We start from the raw sequence: 19,456 nt of genomic DNA, 5'->3' as shown, positions 1-19,456 counted from the left end.
TAAATTTAGCCATCTTTCTGCTACCGGACTGCAGAACATATAATTGCTTCTCTCGCAGTCCTATGCACTCCTTTAGGCTTGTCACCTCCATCATCACCGTCGGCGTCGAGAAACCGACCGTCTTCAGTTTGACGATTCAATAACCCATCCAATGCTACAAATTTCGGGTTTCTTTCCGGTTAGTAAATATTTAACAGATGAGGACTTCACCTCAGCTAATATAATTCGCCATATGCTCTTGGAGAGCAAGGCTTTATAAATGAAATGTGGCATCCACTGCTATCTGTAGCTGCTTCACCTACTAATATTGAATATTCACTTTTGTAGAGAACAACAAAACCTTTATTTGAATTTTTTGCTGTTTTAATTTCATCAGTATCAATTTCAAAGAAATTAACGCATTTCTCCAAAACTTTTTTAGTATCAATCTTTTCAACTGAATTTTGAGCTTTTTTACGGTCCTTTTCTTCAAGACCCATAAACCTTATCGTTATCCTGAAAAGTCTTTTTTGGTGGAAATAAAAAAATAAAAAGCTAGATTTGAAATATTCTTCGCTTTTTATTGATGGAGGCAGAGCTTTAATGTCGGCATCTTTTAACGAAATATAAATATATCTTACGCTTTCTTTTAAAGGAAGTACATTACTGCATTGCATATTTTCACCATAAAGTGAGTCAATAAACTCTGGGGCCGTTGGCAAGTTGTCCCAAGAGATGTTTTGAAAATTTGATCTAATTTTCTCCGGCAAGTTATCTATTACAATATTATAAGGCATTCCAAAATAATATCTATCGAATCCAGAATTTAATAAGATTTTTGGCGCAAAAGTCTTTTCAGCTAGTTTATTTACAAATGGCGAGAACATTACCCCAACTATAACGCCCATAAATCCAATAATTGCCGCAATGACTTCAATCGAAAAGATCCAGCTTTTGTTTTCATTTCTTTTTCCCATTTTCTTTTATAGTGTTTTGGTGGCTAAGTATATATATATGATATAAATTTATTATTTATATATGCTTATTTTAAAAATTACTTTTTTGCCCCTTTCTTAACTTGTAAATTACAAAAACCTCTAATCAAGTCAAGTTTTTACACACTACTTCAGTGGTTAACCTAGTGTGATCATAATTTATCATGCTCACTTAAAGAAAAACAATATCTTTACTGAACCGCTACCGGACTGCGGCCCATACACCCATCAACTCGCAGTCCTATGCATTCCTTTCGCTTAGTTACGGTAATCAAAACCGTTGGCGTCGATGAACCCACGGTCGTCTCTCCTACTATCCGGGAACCAATCAAATTCTCTGACCTGCGGCTGGTCGGGGAGTCCGACCCCAAATTACACGGCTTCCTTTACGGCTATGGGGAGGATGAAATCAAACTCACCTTCACCTGTGAACCCGCTCACAACCTGATTTCTCAACAATACTACCAGTACGGCTCGGACCTTGACGTGCGGTTTCAGATAGTCTTTCATCACAAAGACGGTACGGAAGAAATTGACTTTGAGGGGGTGATTCTGGGCGAAAGCATTGTGGTTTCACCGGGCCGCGTAGAGGCTTCTATTCAACAGAAATCCATCCATTCGGTGATTGACGCCCGTTGGGACTCGAAGGTGTCGATGGATGCCAATCTTACCCTGGATGGCAAGGCGATTGTCCCTCCCAGCTACATTGAATTACGTCTTCCGGGCCAAGCGATCCGTCAAACGCTCGAATCGAACCGCATCCAGCGGGAAGACTTCGATACCCCGGCCCAGGTCGGCGTTCCGGCCCTGATCTACTTTATCCTGCCCAATACCGACGAAGTGCCTCCGGTTCCAGGAGAGCCTGCCAAAACCAATACGGAGACGATTACCGCCCTGAAACGGCATCCGGGCGGTGTTTTGGCGGGCATTACCCCTGAAAAGGTCGACCCGGAGAAGGGCGGCTCGTTTCCTTTCCTGAAAGCCGATGCAGACGGAACCTATGAAATCCAATTCGATTGGGTTTTTACGGTGGAGGTCAGTTTTACCAAGCGTGCTTTTGATATTGGCGCGATCCGGTTTAAAACATGGACCCTTCGCCCATTGATGGTAGTCGTCAAAGAAACTGGGGAACGCACGGAGACGGAGGTAGCCCCGCGTCAGGGAGGTCAAGGAGAGAAAACCCACTTAGGCCGAAAAACCGTGGAGGTGCATATCAATCAAACGCTGACGCTGGATAAGGGGGATTCGGTTTTCATTTATACGGCCCTGTATGTAGCTGCGGACAAGATGCCTCGCCAGATCAATTGCTCAGTCACCGCCCTGCTGGTCCATATCAAGCTGCGGACGCTGACGCGGGCCGAACCGTCGCTGGCCCGGGTGTGGTTTCTCTCCGATGCCATCCGACACGTGCTGCGCTGCATCATCGACCAGCCGGCCGGCGAGGATCCGATCCTCAGCAGCCTGCTGAGCAGCGAAGGCCCTTTCCCCGGCCCGGCCTCCGAATACGTGGTCACCAACGGGGCCAGCCTCCGCGGGGTGCCCAAGGCGCCGATATTCACGCTGAAGCAGCTGATCGGGGTCCTATCCTCGCTTCACGCGGCCGGCATTCAATACAAAGGGGATAAAGTCCAGATCGAGGAAGGGGCTTACTTCTACCAGAACTCGCAGATGCTGGAGATCGACGAGGTATTCAGCTACCGCGAGGAGGTCGCCACCGATCACCTCTATAACCAGGTCGAAGTCGGCTACGAGAAATACCCGGAAGACGGCCCGGGCGTCCGGGAGGAATTTAATACGATTCGGACGTATCAAACTCCGATCCGTAATTACGGCCAGACGCTGGAGATCAAATGCCCGCTGATCGGGGCCGGTACCGCTATCGAACAGGTCCGCACCGTGCAGTTTGCCGAGCAGCCGACGGATTCCCACGCCTACGACGACGACGGCTTCATCCTGCATGTGCAGACGGCCGTTCACGCCAATCTGGTCAAGTTCCAGACGCTGGCGGCAGAGACCTTTCCGGGCATCCCCTACCAGCGCCGGATCGCCACGTTCTTCCTGCCTACAACGGCCGTGCGGACCGGGGTCGCCATCACGATCCTGACCGGCCCGGGCGCCGGTGCCATTCTGATCATCACCAATGTAATTAGCCGGAGCCTGCTGACCGGCACCCGCGTTGAATTCATCACCAACGAGACGGTTCCCAACGTGTCGGCCTATACCCCCATTACCTTCCGGTCCGGCACGGAACCGGTGATGATCCGCACCAACGAGCGGCTGGAGATCACCGGCCTTTCGGACCCGGCCACCGTCGTCAATGCCGAACTCTCACCCGCCCGCATCATCCGGCGGCATGCGCCGTTTCTCTTGAACGGCCTGCGCTACAAGCCCCTGTTTGAGGAGATGAAATGCACGTTTTTCTCGCAAAATGGGGCGATGACCTCGCGGGTGCGGGCCGAATCGCCGAGCCTGCCCGGCGACTTCTACAAACAGACGATCCGGGAGTCGGGGCCCATTGCCCTGGGTGAGATCGAAAAGGTCGAAGGGCGGTTTTTCAGTCCCGAGTGGGTGTATGTGACCGCCCGGGTGGACCGCGACGACCTGAAACTCCTGCTGGCGGCCATGACAAGCAGCGACGACGTCCCCGAGGTCATCCACCGGGGCTACATCAGCGTGAAAAATCCGGACGGCGAATACGTTACGGGCTGGCTGCGCATGGGAGGCAGCATCAAATACAACCCCTGCTCGGAAGTTGTGGAGATCAAGATGCTGAAGCGGTACCAGACGGCGCCGACGTACGACTGTGATCTGTATGCGAACTGGCAATTCCTGCGTTTTGAGACGGATCCGAGCGCCGATCCGAACTTTTACCGCTTCTGCCGCTTTTTGGACTTCAATTAATCACTTAAGAACTTGTCTTGATGCATAGTAATACCACCTGATTGCCAAAGTCTACTCAACAGATTATGAGAATCTTCGGATGATTTCAAATGTTCAAGAAAAGATATAGCTGTAAATTTTATATCTGGCTTTTCATATGCTCCATCAGGAATAGAAAACTCAAATCGTAACAAGTATAGCGATCGGTCAATGTAAGAACGTCCTTTTGCTACGTATAGCGATTCTATAATGAATGGAATGTTCCAGTCAAGTGCAAAAGAAACATGATCTTTCTTCTTTTTTACCTTACTTTCAATAAAGCTTTGTAATTCAAACAGGATGCCTGTCATATGTAATTCATACTCTGGAGGGTAAACATCCCAAACATCTTTTCGTATTTGAGGAGGGTAATAAACTTTTGCCATCTGCAACTTAATCGATGGGTCTGTACTATGAAGTTTAAACACTTTAATGGAGTCTTGTAGAATGCCGGTGTACACCGGCATTCTACTTGTTTTGTACTCGTCATTTGCAAGGTCAAAAGAGGCTTGAGAGAGTCGACAACTTCTCACGGAAACGATTAAAGCGAGAATGGCGACAATATTGGCAATGTAGCTTGGTGAAAACCAAGTTTTTAAAAAATATTGTAAACGTTCCATTACAAAGCTCTTCTTTATTTTTTTATTTAATGTGGTTTGAAATTAATTCTTTGAATCAGTAGAATCTTGTTTTGTAGGAATATCTCCGGAGATAGATTCTGAGATGACCGAAATAATAATATCATACGCCCGCCTTCCTGAAGCAGATAATTGAACGGTATAATTTGAAATTACTTCACGTTCGCTAGAGGGAAGCTCAGTTAAGTCTAGACGGTTTTCCTCTTTGATATTCAGCCCTTCAACCTTGTCAAAGAATCCTTTCAGATCCATGTCATCAGAGTAGTTGGTAGGTTCAATCAATTCATTCTTAAAAAGCTCTTTGTAGGATTCGAAGTCACTGTCCTTAAGGGTTTCCGTGTCATTTTCGGCTGAACTTAAAATTTGGTGAGAAGCATTGCCAACACCAAGTAAGAGTTGGATGGCGGGCTGACTAAGCCCCTTAATGATGGCAGCTAATTCTGCATTACCCTCTGCTCGGGCCTGCTTATCTATTTTAAAGGATAAAAAAGAGCCAAAGCTTACTTCTTGAGAGGAGTCTATTTTTCTGGGCAGCTTTTCTACAACCTCCTTCAAAGGAGAATAAAACATCAGTAAGGTAACCAGAATAACAAGCGGCCAAGTAAACAGTCCAGCAATCAATCCTAACAGCTTAAGGACTTGTTCGGTACTTTCTAGCCAAGAAGCTGGTTTCGCTTCCTTAGAAGACTCCTGAACCGGAATATTTATGAATATCCCGGCTTTGGAAGACTCAACGGAGCCTCCACTCTGTGCCTCTTGGCTTCCATTACCTGACGCCATGATGAAAAGATAGGGTAGAAAAGTGTAGATGGTTGATCGTCAGGTATCAAATTATCATTTTTTGGAAATCTTCCCAAATTCTTTAACTTAGCACCTGCTTCACTACCGGACTGCGAAGCGCTACCATAGTTTACCCCCGTAGCGTCTTATGGCAGTCCTTGAATCCATCCAGGAAGGTGATTTTGTAAACGAAGGCCGCGACAAGGTAAATGCCGCGATCGCCCAGATTCCTGCGTCTTACAGCTTCAACCCCGCCAATGGTATTCTGACGATCACCCGTCAGGGCGGAGAGGTCACCGACATCAACCTGGCCACGGCGTTCCCTTCCTTTGCCCAGATTGCCAATGCCGTCCTGCCCGGACTGGCCAACTACCTGACGCCGGGCCTCATCAAGCTCGCCGATCCGGAAGACCCCAGCCATCTGGAAGCGCAGGACCGCGTCCTGTCGGCCGCCGACGTCATCGAACTGCTCCAGAAAAACGAGGATGCCGAGGGCATCTCCTACTCGCGTCCCAGCGGATCGAATCAGGTCATCTACCGCCGGGTCGCCACGCTGCCCCTCTCCGGGGCGGGCACCTACGATCACGTTTTCGTGGAGCTGACCGGCGGAGGCTGGGGCGGCTACCAGAAAGGCGTCATCCGCCTGTTCTGCGCCAACCGGGGAGGCTTTGCCTACTGGTGGACGCGCGAAGCCATGTTGCCCGACGCGCTGGGTTGCGATCTCGTCTGTCTGGCCGAAGCGGCTGGTACTGTCGCCGTGTACGTGCGGCTAAACCGCGATTTTGTGGCGTATTCGGTGAAGGTCTACGGCCTCCAGGCCGACATTGAGAAGTCGCCTGACTTCATGGAAAGTCCTCCGGGAACTGTCGTTTTCGACTCCGCTCTTCCCGACCAATACCCCTTCCGTCTCGCTACCGACGATTCCGGCCTTCGGATCGAATTGCCCTCCGACTCGGTCAATCCCGAGGCATTTGCGGCCATCGAAGCGGGCGGCCAGGGCCGCAAGATTACCCGACTGTCTTTCGAGCAAGCCAAAATTCTGACCATGCCCTCCTTCAAAGAAACGCTTCAGAAAGACCCGAAAGCGAAGGACGAAACGCCGGAGGTCAAAACCATCCGGGTGGGCAATTTACCGACGGTTAATTCGCTCAACGTCATCGGGGTGTGGATCGATACCCCCAACGGCAAGGAGCCGGCGGGTATGACCATCGCTCAGCTGAAGACGCTGCTCGATCAGACCTCCACCAACCAGGGACCCGTCGTCGCCAACGTCATTCCGGACCAGACGGCGACGGTCGGTCAGAATTTTAGCTACCTCATCCCGGCCAATACATTTTCTGATCCGGACGGCCAGATTATCTCCATCGAAGTAACGGGCCTGTCGGGTGGTCTGTCCTATACGGCCGCCACCCGGACTGTCTCGGGATCTCCGTCGGCGGGGGGTGTCGCGACGGCCACGGTGACGGCCACCGACAACTACGGCGCCAAGGTATCGACGACGTTGAAAATCACCATCTCGAATCCAACCGAAGCGCCCAACCAGATTCCCGTCGTCGACAACCCCCTGCCAGCTATGACGGCCATCGTCGGCCAGCCCTTCAGCTGGATCGTACCGCTGAACACGTTCCGGGATCCGGAAGGCCAGCCGCTCACCTACGAGTGGGCCTTTCAGCTGCCGGAGGGCTTTTCATTCAACCCTGTCACGCGCGAATTGTCCGGCACGCCGACGGTGGCTGGCACGTATTCATCAGGGGTGGCGGTTACTGATCCACGGGGCGGTCAGACCTTCTCCCAGTTCACCTTTACGGTCAACTACCCGGGTAGTACATCCGGGGCGCCGACCTGGCTGGAGCGGCTGGGCTTTTCCTATGATGCCGTTTCGAAGGGGTATCACGTGCGGGCGCGGGTATCGGGTAGCCAGCAGATGGAAGTACGGTTGACCAATCCCGACGGAAGCGCGATTACGGGCGGGTCGAACTTTACCTCCTCGAATTACTACGACCTGACGGCGCAGACCTTCCAGCAGTATACGCTCGATAAGCTGTTTCTGTCGAACAGCGGCTCCAGCGTCGGTCTGTTCAAGGGCAAGCAGATCAAAATCTGGCTGCGCAACAAGAACAACACCTCGGAGGAGTATACGACGGTGCAGACGCTGCCGCAGGCCAACACCGACGGCGACTACTACATCAAGTCCGACACCGGACCGGTGCTGGAAACGACCCTGACTAACCTGCGGATCACCAACGGCTCGGACAGCGGCCTGCCGGGAACTTCGGAAGCCTTCGTGTGGACCACGGGTTCCGCGCCAAAACTGCAGTTGGAAGGCATTTCACCCGGTGCAGCGAACACCATCATCGGTTGGAAGGATGCGATTTCGACCTCCACGACCCGGACGCTGGGCGACGGCCGTACTGAACGGCGGTGGCGCTACAACTTCGGGGCCCTGACCGAGAACGAACGCTACCGGATTTCGGGCAAACTGGCTGATGATACCAAACAGCTCAGCTTCGAGTTCATCGAGCCGGCCGGCACCTACGATCTGACGGGCTCGAACCTGCCTGATCTGGTGTCCGAAGGCATGGGCGGGGGTGATACAATCTACAAGGAGTCGGTCTGTAACGTCAATGTCGGTACGATCACCTATTCGTACTCGAACGGCAAGGTTTACCTGACGTTCGTACCGAAATCCCCGGCTGAAAACGGCTACGGCTGGTTTACGACCGTCAACAACGTCGAACTACCCTTCGGGCCGGCCATGACCAACTACGAGGTCAGCGAGAACTACTACCTGACGATTACCGTCGTGCATTCCAAGGGCAAGGATGTAGGCTCGTATACCAACGCCAACCAACGCTACATCACCCGCTGGTTCCAGGACGACATTTGGACCGGCTCTGCCGATACCTTACCGACTTAACCCATGGCGAAACGATCTAAAATTCCCAGCTGGTACACTCTTTCCAACTTCGAGAACGCGATCCGGGTCGCCCCGCCGGTCAGCCTGCCGTCCGACGTCTGGATCGGCGGCTATTGCAAGGACGGTGATCTGCCCCTGGCGGAGTACCTCAAGCAGCGGACCCACCTCGACCACAACTCATGGGACAATGCCATCACGTCCAACTATCACCGGGCGTTTTCGGTTTACGGTACCAATCAGTTCTCCGCCGTAGGCATCCGGGGACACAATCCGGTGGTCAACGACGACAACCTGATCCGCCAGGCGGTCAACCGTTACCCGCTCGTGCAGTGGAACGGCAACCAGTTTGGGGAGCCTGACGACGATGGGACGATCATCGAATGGTACACGGACCTGTATTACAAGGCCAACCAGTTCACTGCCGAGCGGTACCAAAACCTGCCTCCCAGCCACGTGCTGTACGGGAAGCCGTTTCTGATATACGGCAACTACGGCTCATTTGCCACCTATCAGAAGTACGACAACTTCACGGCGCCCGATACCAGCGAGCAAAACCCGCTGCACCCTTATTTCCTGAACCGGTACAACTCGCCGGCGGCCGCCCGTGACAAAATCGGCTATTTCTCGCGGCTGAAGAACATCATCGGCTGGAACGTCAGCTGGTATCCGACCTCGGCGAATAAGGCGTCCATGCTCGACTTCTACAACGTCAAGCACCGCTTCGAGATCATGAAGTACGCCTGCTCCGACCTGGGCCTGAGCCACACGAAGGGCTGCGGCTTCTACTGGCCCATGCGCGAGCATACGGGAACGCTGGCGGTCGGCCAGTTCAGCCATAAGCGGTCGATCCGCACGACCAACCCGAGTGGAGAAATTCGCCAGGTGGGCTACATCCAGACGCCGACGACCCAGAACATTGCCATGGGCTTTCTGGCGCTCTGGGAAACGGGCAAGCGCATCGACTGGAACGGTGAACCGAAATTCGGCCGGGATGTCAACGTCCAGAGCATCAATACCCATACCGAATTCTACCCGGACGGCGGTGGCGGCAGCACCGGCAACTTCCCAGGCCGGTCAGGCCATCAGTTCCCGGCTAAACGCCTGTCGGCCTACGACGAGCTGACCGTCTCGAACCATTTCTACGCCGATTCGGTGGCCACCCACGGCGGCACGAAAGCCTACTGCAAATTCCGCATCAAGCGAGAGGGCGATGCCGACTGGTCGCCCTGGACCGATCCTAAACCCAACGGCTCCGACGTGCTTTACATGGCCGCCCGGGCGCTTTCCTCCGACGATCCGACCAACCTCAACCGGGCGATGGCCGTCGTGGCCGAAACGCGGGTGAAGGACGGCAACATCACCTTCATGGCGACGAATCAGGCCTGCCATCCGGGTAAGCCTTGGATTCTGGAGATGCAGCACAGCTCGGGTAAAACGATCCAGCAGCAGGTGGAAGGTCACGAATTGATGGTCTATAACGATACGCTCTAATGGCTGACCAGTCCGCTCCGTATATTCCCGAATCCGCCGGCGCCCGCCTGGCCACGGACGCCTTCATGATCGAGCTTCAGTTCCTGAACGAAGACAACAGCCCGCGCGACGTATCGGCCTGGGTAATCGGCATTCAGATCACCAACCCGCAGCAGGAAAGCCACAACGTGATCATCGCCAACGACAGTCCGATGCTGTCACGGCCCCAGAACCACATCATCCGGCTGAAGGCCGCTACGCCAACCGTTGCGGGCCTGAGCCTGTCGGTGGCCAACATTACGGCGGCCTACGAACTGCGCTGGTATCGTCAGACGGCGGACGGTCAGGTAACCTTCCGATACACGGACATCACCGTCTACAAGCGGCTGCCGAAGACGGCCAATGAGCCGGGGCCGTCGATGGCTGAGGTGTTCGTCTCGAAGCTGACCTCCGAAGGGGGCGAAACCATCACCACGGAGATTGCTGCCGCCCTGCAGAGCCGCATTTATGATGTGGAACAGGGCCTGGCCACGGCCCGGCCGATTCCAGTGGCGTCGCTGAGTGCCGCCCAGGCGGTGGCGACGGGTCCGCTGGCCAAAGAGTTCGTCGACATCACCAACCATAAAAAATACCTCTACATCCCTGGCTTTTCCACCCTGCTGGAAAGCGTCACCATGCCCGCTTCGTAACGATGAAAAAGCTGCTTGTCCTCTTCTTTTTGCTGCTCACCTCCCTTTGCTGGGCCCAGACCGACCCGGCGGCCCTGGATCAGTACTTCAACAGCCAGGGCAGATCGCTGCTGACCACTCAGCAGAAGAGCAAATACGACTCGGTGAGCGTCAAGCCGACCGTGCTGACCTCTGTCAGCCAATTTACCACCGTCAACGCACCGGCCGTGCAGCATCCCGACGGCTCAATTTATATCCGGAAGGTGGGTACGGTGACCGGGGCGACACCCGGCTACGGGGCTATCGTGTTTCGCGGGCCGACCGGCTACTACTACGAGCGGTCAAAAGGGCTGTATCTGGATGTGCGGGCCTTCAGCCTTTCCGATGCGGGCATCCGCAAGGCCATCAACTACGCCTATGCTGCCGGCGGAGGAACGGTGTTTCTGCCGGTGGCCGATTACGCCGTCGATACGACGATCACCCTGAAGTACAACGTCTCGCTGATTGGGGAAGTGTCGGTCACCGAGCAGGCCGCTTCCAACCCTATGGCCCGGCTGGTAGCGGCCAGCACCCTGTCCGGACCGATTCTGGAAGTATCGGCGAACACGAACGGTGGTCCGGCCGTCTACAGCCAGCTGGCGAATGGCGACAGCGCCCGCTACCAGGGCGGCCGGATCGCCAACCTCGACTTTACCGGGGGCGATCGGGACAATAAATATTTACAAAGGCTGCGGATGTACGGCGTCTGGGGGGTCGAGGTGGATCACTGCGCTTTCACGGGCACGAAGCTGTTTGCGGTACACACCAAAGAAGTCAACACCCTGCATTTCCACCACAACACGGCCAAGGGGGCTTTCTACGGGGAGTCCGTGCGCGATAGCCGGTTTTACTCGAATGCATTCAGTGGCTTCGGCGTTTCGAACGGGACGATCGCCCGCACCCCCTTCTGGCTAACGGGGTACCGGTGTTTCAACAACATCATTACCGATAACATGTGCTACAATTCCAGCGCGAATGTGGCACGGCCCGAATTTAACTGGACCTTTACCGCCGATGCGGCCACCGATGCGCTGACGGCGACGGCTTACGGACTGCCCGACTATACGCCGGTGATGATCTTCACTACGTCCGGCACCCTGCCCAGCCCGCTGGTCGACAACCAGACGTACTGGATCAAAGCCGTCAATGCCAACAGCTTCAAGGTCGCTACCACCTACGAAAATGCGGTAGCTGGGACATTTGTTAACCTGACGACGGCCGGATCCGGCACGCTGACCTTCTCGGTGGGGCGGGAAACGAACTTTCTCTTCAACGGTCAGCAGCTGTTCGGTACCTACAACACGATCATTTCGCACAACCGGTTTGACCAGTCCTACGGATCGGGCGCCGAGCTGCGCGGGGTCGATGGGGTAGTCTTCAATAATAACCAGGTGCTGTTCGCCGGCTTCGGCAATGCCACGGCCCAGATCGGGTTGGTGCTGGAAAAATCGGCCAACGTCTCCGTCGTCGGCAACGTGGTCGACGGCCGGGCGTACACGGGCGGCATCGGGAACCTGAGCGCCAACCAGACCATCGGCATCACCTACGATGGCGCGAATTCGTTTCTGGGCAACACCGTCAAAAATCACACGGGAGTCGACTACTGGAACAAAGGGGCGGCTCATATCGCCAAATTTGACGAGCAGGCCATCGTCACCTCCTCCTTCCGGAATGCGGCCGGCACCGGCGATGCGGGAAACTACTTCAATTTCAAGCAGCGGGCGGCTTCCAACCCGATCATGGAATTCTATTCCGGCGGATTCTCGACGGGCAACATCTCGCCTTCTTCGGACGGCACCAACAACACGATCGCAGTTACCCTCAACGGCACCTCGGCGGCCAACTCTTTCCGCATTGTGGGCGGGGGCTGGAATAACGGCCACCTGCGGCTGGGCAACTCGCACCTGTGGATTGCGGCCGGCGACTCGTCGCTACGGCTGTCCTATGGATCGCCCGGCTCGGACGGGGCTGGCGTCAATTTTCTGGAGAACCAGACGGCCCGGGCCCAGAGTGCCAGCTTCTACCTGAGCGGCACTGGCCGGGTGGGCGGCAACCTGCGGTCGGGCAGCCTGAGCGTGAACACGGCCTCGACGACAACGCTGCTGAACCTGCAGGCAAGCAGTGGCGCCAACGGCATCAACCTGATGCCCAACGTGGGCACGCCGACCGAATCCAGCGTACAGTTCTTCACGTCCGGATCGGCGGGTTATTCAATCCTGGGGACCGACGCCAACCTACAGATCCGCACCGGCGCGTCCGCCGGCGTCACGAAGGGAACGACCATGGTGACAGTCAGCCCTACCGGCGTCGGTATCGCCGGATCACTGTCGGCGGGGAGCCTGTCGCTGCCGGCACAGACGGCCAATCAGGTGTTTGCCGGTCCGGTGTCAGGGGCTTCGGTGGCACCGGGCTTCCGGGCCCTGATTGAAGACGATATCCCGCTCCTATCGCCTGGGAAAGTCGCCACCAACACCAATAACCGGTTCATTAACGACGCTCAGCTGGCGCTGGTGAATAGCCGGACCGAATATCCGACCGTTGCGGCTATGAAAGCAAAAGTTCCACCTCTGAACGGGCACGTGGTGACACTCTCAGGCTACACGACACAGGGCGATATGCCGGCCGTGCAGTTCTATTGGGATTCGCTGTCGACGACGGCCGACGACGGAGCGACTGTGCATCAGGTGACAGGACAGTCAACGGGCCGCTGGAGGCTACTGCCCGGCGAAGATGTGCCTATTGAGATCTGGAATCCGGCCGGAAACGGCTCTACCAACGATGCCGCCAAAATCCTGTCCGCCCTGACCTATATGGCCGCCAATTCGGGCCGCACGCTGACGGTGGACCCGGCCAAAACCTACTACCTGGGCACAGCCATCGACTTCGGTTTTGCCGGCACGATCAAAATCCGCTCCCGGCAGGGGGCTAGAAAAGCCATCTTTAAGCTGCCCGACACGGCGCTCTACCCGCTGATCCTGCGGGCCTCGGCCAAATCAGGCAGTACGACGCTCTCGGCTAATGCCGCCATCGGCTCGCGCACGGTCACCTTTACCAGTGTGACCAACTTTGCCGTCGGTGACCTGATCAACATCGCCAGCGCCACCAACTGGCCCATCGGCTCAGGCGTCAAAAAGGCCGAGCAGAATATCATCGAAGGCATTTCGGGAACGACTGTAACCCTGCGGCACCCGCTGATGGATTCGTATCTGTCCTCGGAGACGGTGACGATTTCCAACTACAACGCGGCCACCGTCGAAATCGATAATGTCGAGATTCAGTGCAACGATACGGGCAACAACCCGGTGACGGGTCTGGCGCTGCAATACCTGCAGAAAAGCAAGGTGACGAACTCTGTTGTGAAGGGCTTCCAGTATACGGGCATCGAGCCGAAGGCCATGTACGACTTCGAGGTAGCCGGCTGCACGATTTCGGGGGCCAACGAAACCGGGGAAGGGTACGGCATCGACCCGCTGGGTGGGCTGATCTACAACATCCACGACAACAAATTTTTCGGAAACCGCAAGGCGGTGGACTTTTCGGGCAGCGGCTCGGCAGGTCCCAGCCGTCTGGGCCGGGTGTACGGCAATACGGTCACCGGCAATACGGGTCTGAACACCTCGGGAACGGACTGGTTCAACTCCGCCACCACGGGCGGGACATCCCAGGGCTTTGCCTGCCACGAGGCCGCGGAAAACATCGCTTTCTACGATAACGATGTCGTCGACTGCTACGAAGGTTTTCAACTGCGAGGGAAGGACATCACCGTCGAAAACAACCGCATTTCAGGCCGCTGCACGCTGCCGTTCACCTCCTCGGCCGGCCTGAATCATACCTATCGGGGCAACAGCTATAAATCCCTGATCACCGACGATACGCAGCCTGGCGGGATCACGATGGACTACACGAAGTATCCCAATGCCTTTCTGGGCGTAGGGGCGGCACCGACAGGTTATATCCACTTCATCAATAACAACACCGATTTTTCCCGCAACTACGGCGTCTACATTGATGGCACCAACACGGCGGCCATCACCGTCAAGAACAACACGTTCTACTTCAACACCCTGGGTTCGGCCGACGCCAATCCGCCGGTCGTGCAGTACGATGCAACCAACCACCAGATTCAGCGTCTGGTCGTCCGGGAGAACGTGGCCATCGCCGGCTCAGGCGTTTCGCTCAGAGCCCTGACAGTGATCACCAAAGCGGGGGGTTATTCGGGGGCGGCCATCAATTGGGCCAACTCGGAGGTACAGATGCTAAGGGCCGATAACGGGGTGCTGGCGATGACCCGGGAGAACGGCTCGGCCCTGACGTCTTACAACCTCAGTCGGGTGATGATCAACAAGATTGACGGCACTTTCGAGCTGACGGGCGTGGCCTACGCGACGCTGGCCGCGACGGGCAAGCCGGCGATTACGGGCATTCCGGGATTTGTGGATTCGGTGGATATGTATTTCACCTTCTCGTCCCATAACGACACGGCCGTCTATACGGGTTTGCTGGACACTACGCCGAATCTGGTTTTCGGCCATCAGGCGGGCACCTACGGCGGCAGTTTTGCCAGCGCCACCGAATACTACCTCTCCTTCAACGTCAAGTATCGAACCCAATAATTCTCCAAACAAACCACTAAACGAGCATGGCACACACGCACCCGGGCAAGCCAAAGACCGTTCATAATGCCGAAGTCAATGCGACCAGCAGTTGGTTGGGCTTCAACCTGAACGATTTTCCGAATGCCTACTATAATGGGGCTTACGTTTCGGTCGGAATCAGTGATTCGACTGACCAGAACACCAACGCGTCCATTATTTACAATACCGTCGGGGGAGCAGTCATTGAAGGCGAGATGGACCGTAAAAGCCCACCCTTCAAACTCGAATCAGCGGAAGATGTCAAAAACTTCCGGTTCAAGGCGACCTCTGGAACTCCTATTGTTCGTTTAGCCCTCCGTTCCGAATACTATTAAGATGAAAAAAGCCCTTCTTTTCCTACTGCTGGCCCCGCTAATGGCCCTTGGTCAGCGTCCTGGCCTCGGTGGGTCGTCAGGCGGTGGCGGAGGTTCGGTCACCATCGCCAGCCAGACCGAGGCCGAGCAGCTTTCCGACAACTCCAAAGCCATGTCGGCCCTCCGGGTCAAACAGGCGATTGAGGCCAGCCGAAAAACGCCATTTTCCGATGCCGTACTGGAGTGGTGGCAACATCCGGTGGCGACCTACCTACGGAAGCCTTACGAAAGGGTAGTTTCGGGTGGTATCGCGGCCAACGGCGACATTGTCGTTAATGAAATAGCCCATTCGACGGGCAAAGTCAAACGGTTCAAAGTTGGCTCGGCGGTGGTCGATGATCACTGTAGCCCGGCGCTGTGGGCGATGGATGACCACCGTCCGATCATCGCCTGGACGAATCACAACAACGACAACCTGGTCCGGTTTAAGGTCGGCAGTTTATCAGGCGATGTGACGAAGTGGGGTCCGGAAATTCAGCTGAATCTGGGGTCGCTTTCGTCCTACACCCAGATTCATCGGCTCAAGGCGGATTCGGACTCCCTGCAGGACACGTTTATCCTGTTTACGCGAAAGAACAATACCTTCTGGGGCATTGCCACCTTCAGCGTCAATCAGGCCACCGGGGCGCTGACCTGGACGAGGGCTTACCGGGATATTCTTAACGGCAGTACCCGGCAGAGCTACATCATCACGGCCGATGCCTTCAACACCTCGGGCAATCAGGTGATCCGCATGGCCTTCAGCTACAACCCGGCGGCTTCCGCCCACGATCTGCACTATCTGGAGATCGACGTCAAAACCGGGGCGGTTTCTTCGATCGTCACCCCGGCTCTGACAGGCAACATTTATTCCGGAAGCGCTATTCTCGATACCGATCTGACGCCCCTCTCGACGGTGGCCACGGGCTATTCCCGGCGGCTTTTCTACGTTCGCTCGGGGCCGCTGCCACCGGCCATTGCCTATGCGGATTGGGATGTCACCGGCGGCACTTACAATGCCGCCCAGTACAAGGTCACCCGCTACATTCCCTCCTCGACGATCACTTTCGACGGCGTGCTGACCAGCACGGGAAACGGGTACACCGGCACAGCTTCCTCGGCCGCATTGAACCTGAATGATTTCGACGCCCAGGTCGTCTGCCGGTACCTACAGAAACCCACCCAAACGGTGGATTTCATCCGGCGCCGATCGACGGCCACCAACGGCTGGTTTGCGGCCTTAACCTCCGACCGGCGGTTCGTCTTCAGCTATGCCATCACCGGCGGTACCCAGCGCCAGATCACCACGACCGAATATGTCCCCGGAGCATGGACCGATGAGGTCGGCCTGGGCTTCCGCTTCCGCACCAACGTCGGAGGCAACTCAGTCGTGTACCCGATCTATTCGACCGATGGCGGAGCCACCTGGAAGGAACTGACCCCCTCGGGCTACAGCCTCGGCGCCACGGCCGCCCCGATTGCCAATACCAACAGCCTGACGGTACCCAACAACTCAACCAACCCCTCGCTGGCGCTGAACCTGCTGGTCAAGTCGGTGCGGATCCTGAACGGCTCGGGTGTGGAGGTAGCCGGGGTCAACTTTACCACCGCCACGGCCGGTACCGGAGCTACCACCGGCACGGCCGGAGAAAGCTGGAGCCAAAACAGTGGTTCAACAATCGTCAGGGCCTCCAGTCAGACGCTGCCGGCCATGTGGATGACGGAGATCTTCCCGGATGTGGCCGGCCCCCGTATCGGCTACGATCAGGACGCCAACTACCTGCCGGGTATGGCTTTTGGATCGACGCCCAGCTATGACGATGTGATTCTGATTGCTCGCCGGTCGGCCGACAATACGACCTCCTATATTGATCGGTACACCCGATCGCCGGGCGAAATCGCCTACACCAAAACGCAGATGGTGACCGGATCGACGAAACTCGCCCGGCCGTATGCCCCTATCAATGGCGGGCCGATCTCGTTTCTCTACAACGATTTTACCCTGTACGGTTCGGACTACACCCAGTATTCCGGATCGATGCGCCCGATTACCGATTAAACCCAATCTGGGCCGTAACACCCACCGTAACGAATGAACGAACTGCTCAAAAATCTGGAAGCCGTCCCTGATCTGGTTATCGTGCTGTTGTGCCTGTTTCTGGGCTCAGCCGTACGGGCCATCAACCGGGAAGCGATGCACCTGGTCCACGCCCTGAAGGCGTTCTTCACCGGCTTCTGTTTTGGCGGTGTGGGTGTCGGGATAGTGATGTGTACGGCCGTGCTGCTGTTCGGCTACGAAGTGTACTGGAAAATGCTGTTCTGGCTTTGGTTTCTGCTGGCCTACCTGGGGAGTCTCATTCAGGTGGCCGTGGATCGTGTAGGGGATGAGTTGAGCCGGAATCCGATGCTGGCCCTTCGGCAAATCTTCGTCACCCTCCTCAAACAAGTGCTTACCAAACTGGAAACTCCTGTCAAACCATGATCGACATTCTCATTCAAGTCTCTCTGATCAGCGCGGCCATCGGGGCCTACCTGATCTGTGCCACCACGCAGGGCTTGCCCAAGCGGGTATCCGTGCCGATGATCGGCGTCGCCGGATCCTTTTTCTTCACCTGGCTGGCGTGGCGCTTCGTGCCGGGCCTGCTGAACCTGACGACCTTTCTGGTCAGCAGCTTCGCGGCCGTGACGGCCTTCAGCTGGTTGTGGTATACGTACTGGCAGCCGATGCCGAAGGAGAAACGGGCCGACCTGAACCGGCGTCTGCTGTGGTGGTTCGTGCCGGCCTTCGCCCTGATCCTGATTCTGCTGCTGTTTGAGCGCGAATCGACGAAAAAGTATCTCCAGCCCATGACCCAGACGGTCCCGACCTCGCTGGCGGGGAGTGAACCGACCGACCGGGAGAAGGTGCTGGAGGCCAAACTCGACAGCGCCCGGCGCCTGCTGAAAACTCAATGAACCGGATCCTGATTCTGCTGGTCCTGCTGACCCGACCGGCCGCGGCCCAGACACTGAACCTGGTGATCCCGCCCGCCAAACAGATCGAAGGCCTGACGGGAGAAGTAGCTCAGCTGAGGGAGGAAAACCGCACTCTGAAGGCTCGGGTGGGCCAGGTCGAATACGTGCTGGCCGTAACTGATACGCTGCTGATGCTAAAGGAAGCGAGGCTCGACAGCTTGGCGAAGGAGGCCAGCCGACGGATTTCCGCCTACCATGCACAGCTGCAGGAAAGTCAAGCCCGGTCCGCCCGTCTGGAAGGGGATAACCGGCTACTGGAGGCTAATAATAAACGCATGGCCGCGGATCGGGTCTGGAACCGGGTTTATGCGACCGGTAATCAACTGATCACCCTGCTAGCCGTGATCGGCGTCGTAGTGGTTATCAGCACCCGTTAATTGCACCGAGCTATGGAAATCACCATAACCAGAAAGATATTCAGCGAGTCGGCCACGATCTCTGACGTGATGATCGACGGCCAGTTCTGCGGGCATATGCTGGAAGATCGGGACCGGGGGCTGTACTCCCGCATGCCCCTTTTTGCCATCCAACAGGCAAAAGTGTATGGAAAGACGGCCATTCCGACGGGCCGCTACGAGATGGCCGTCACCTTCAGCAACCGGTTTCAGAAATACCTGCCGCTGCTGATGAATGTACCGGGCTTCGAAGGGGTCCGCTGGCATCCGGGCAACTATGCTGACGATACGGAAGGCTGTCAACTTCCGGGCCTTGGGTTTGCCAGGAACATGGTCACGGATTCGCGGTCGGCCTTCGACCGCTGGTTCTTCCGGATCCGGTCCGCTATCAAAACCGGTAAGGTCTTTGTTACAGTAGAACGCAATCAGGAAGCATATAGTGCATTCTTAGCGGGTCAGCTTCAACAGGTCGCATGATAGCGGCCGTCCTGCAGATGGCTGCGGGTCTGGCGATCGGCGCCGTTCTGGCGTATATAATATCGGGTGACTGGAAAAACGATCCTTTTCAGTGAGTACAGTGTTAGGTAGGAATGCCGATCGTCAGCTGACGGCCGGCATTTTTGTTATAAAGGTAACAGACCGTTTTTTTGCAGG

The 19,456-nt window shown here is 55.8% G+C and carries 14 protein-coding genes; 11 read left to right on the top strand and 3 right to left on the bottom strand.

Annotated features, from left to right (window positions below; all coding sequences use genetic code 11):
- Positions 1-215: 215 nt before the first annotated feature.
- Positions 216-956, bottom strand: coding sequence for a hypothetical protein (locus tag DX909_RS20950; protein WP_128547174.1), 741 nt, complete (start codon positions 954-956; stop codon positions 216-218).
- Between the two features lie 261 nt (positions 957-1,217).
- Here DX909_RS20950 and DX909_RS20945 point away from each other — a divergent pair, with 261 nt between their 5' ends.
- A complete protein-coding gene (locus DX909_RS20945; protein WP_128547173.1) occupies positions 1,218-3,875 on the top strand; it encodes a hypothetical protein in 2,658 nt (885 codons plus the stop codon).
- On the opposite strand, the gene DX909_RS20940 is transcribed toward DX909_RS20945, so the two are convergent.
- Together DX909_RS20940 and DX909_RS20935 are read right to left on the bottom strand one after the other, a co-directional pair.
- Entirely contained in the window at positions 3,872-4,513 is a 642-nt protein-coding gene (locus tag DX909_RS20940) for a hypothetical protein (protein WP_128547172.1), read from the bottom strand. The genes DX909_RS20945 and DX909_RS20940 overlap by 4 nt on opposite strands.
- Before the next feature lie 42 nt (positions 4,514-4,555).
- On the bottom strand, positions 4,556-5,311 hold the full coding sequence (locus DX909_RS20935; protein WP_128547171.1) for a hypothetical protein: 756 nt from the start codon (positions 5,309-5,311) through the stop codon (positions 4,556-4,558).
- A 148-nt stretch (positions 5,312-5,459) separates the two neighbouring features.
- Here DX909_RS20935 and DX909_RS20930 point away from each other — a divergent pair, with 148 nt between their 5' ends.
- From DX909_RS20930 to DX909_RS20885, 10 genes are read left to right on the top strand one after another with little or no spacing between them, the layout of a single operon-like run.
- On the top strand, positions 5,460-8,228 hold the full coding sequence (locus tag DX909_RS20930) for a putative Ig domain-containing protein (RefSeq protein ID WP_128547170.1): 2,769 nt from the start codon (positions 5,460-5,462) through the stop codon (positions 8,226-8,228).
- A gap of 3 nt (positions 8,229-8,231) precedes the next feature.
- Positions 8,232-9,719 (top strand): hypothetical protein, encoded by a 1,488-nt coding sequence (locus DX909_RS20925; RefSeq protein WP_128547169.1) that lies wholly within the window; start codon positions 8,232-8,234, stop codon positions 9,717-9,719.
- Positions 9,719-10,387, top strand: a complete 669-nt coding sequence (locus DX909_RS20920) for a hypothetical protein (RefSeq protein ID WP_128547168.1) — start codon at positions 9,719-9,721, stop codon at positions 10,385-10,387. Before DX909_RS20925 ends, DX909_RS20920 begins: the two co-directional genes overlap by 1 nt.
- A gap of 2 nt (positions 10,388-10,389) precedes the next feature.
- The gene (locus DX909_RS20915) at positions 10,390-15,018 is read left to right on the top strand and encodes a putative phage tail protein (RefSeq protein ID WP_128547167.1); all 4,629 of its coding nucleotides are present in this window, start codon (positions 10,390-10,392) and stop codon (positions 15,016-15,018) included.
- Positions 15,019-15,044: 26 nt separating this feature from the next.
- Positions 15,045-15,374, top strand: coding sequence for a hypothetical protein (locus DX909_RS20910; protein ID WP_128547166.1), 330 nt, complete (start codon positions 15,045-15,047; stop codon positions 15,372-15,374).
- 1 nt (position 15,375) lies between these two features.
- Entirely contained in the window at positions 15,376-17,451 is a 2,076-nt protein-coding gene (locus DX909_RS20905; RefSeq protein ID WP_128547165.1) for a hypothetical protein, read from the top strand.
- 33 nt (positions 17,452-17,484) lie between these two features.
- On the top strand, positions 17,485-17,874 hold the full coding sequence (locus DX909_RS20900) for a hypothetical protein (RefSeq protein ID WP_128547164.1): 390 nt from the start codon (positions 17,485-17,487) through the stop codon (positions 17,872-17,874).
- Positions 17,871-18,347, top strand: coding sequence for a hypothetical protein (locus DX909_RS20895; protein WP_128547163.1), 477 nt, complete (start codon positions 17,871-17,873; stop codon positions 18,345-18,347). Before DX909_RS20900 ends, DX909_RS20895 begins: the two co-directional genes overlap by 4 nt.
- The gene (locus DX909_RS20890; protein WP_128547162.1) at positions 18,344-18,784 is read left to right on the top strand and encodes a hypothetical protein; all 441 of its coding nucleotides are present in this window, start codon (positions 18,344-18,346) and stop codon (positions 18,782-18,784) included. The genes DX909_RS20895 and DX909_RS20890 overlap by 4 nt, the downstream gene beginning before the upstream one ends.
- A gap of 12 nt (positions 18,785-18,796) precedes the next feature.
- Positions 18,797-19,279 carry a DUF5675 family protein gene (locus DX909_RS20885; RefSeq protein ID WP_128547161.1) on the top strand — a complete coding sequence of 161 codons (483 nt, stop codon included), beginning with the start codon at positions 18,797-18,799 and terminating at the stop codon, positions 19,277-19,279.
- The last annotated feature ends 177 nt before the right edge of the window (positions 19,280-19,456 follow it).

The organism is Larkinella soli (assembly GCF_003703975.1).
GTDB lineage: Bacteria > Bacteroidota > Bacteroidia > Cytophagales > Spirosomataceae > Larkinella > Larkinella soli.
Note: the sequence above shows the minus strand (reverse complement) of the source record. Positions and strands in the feature narration are given on the sequence as shown.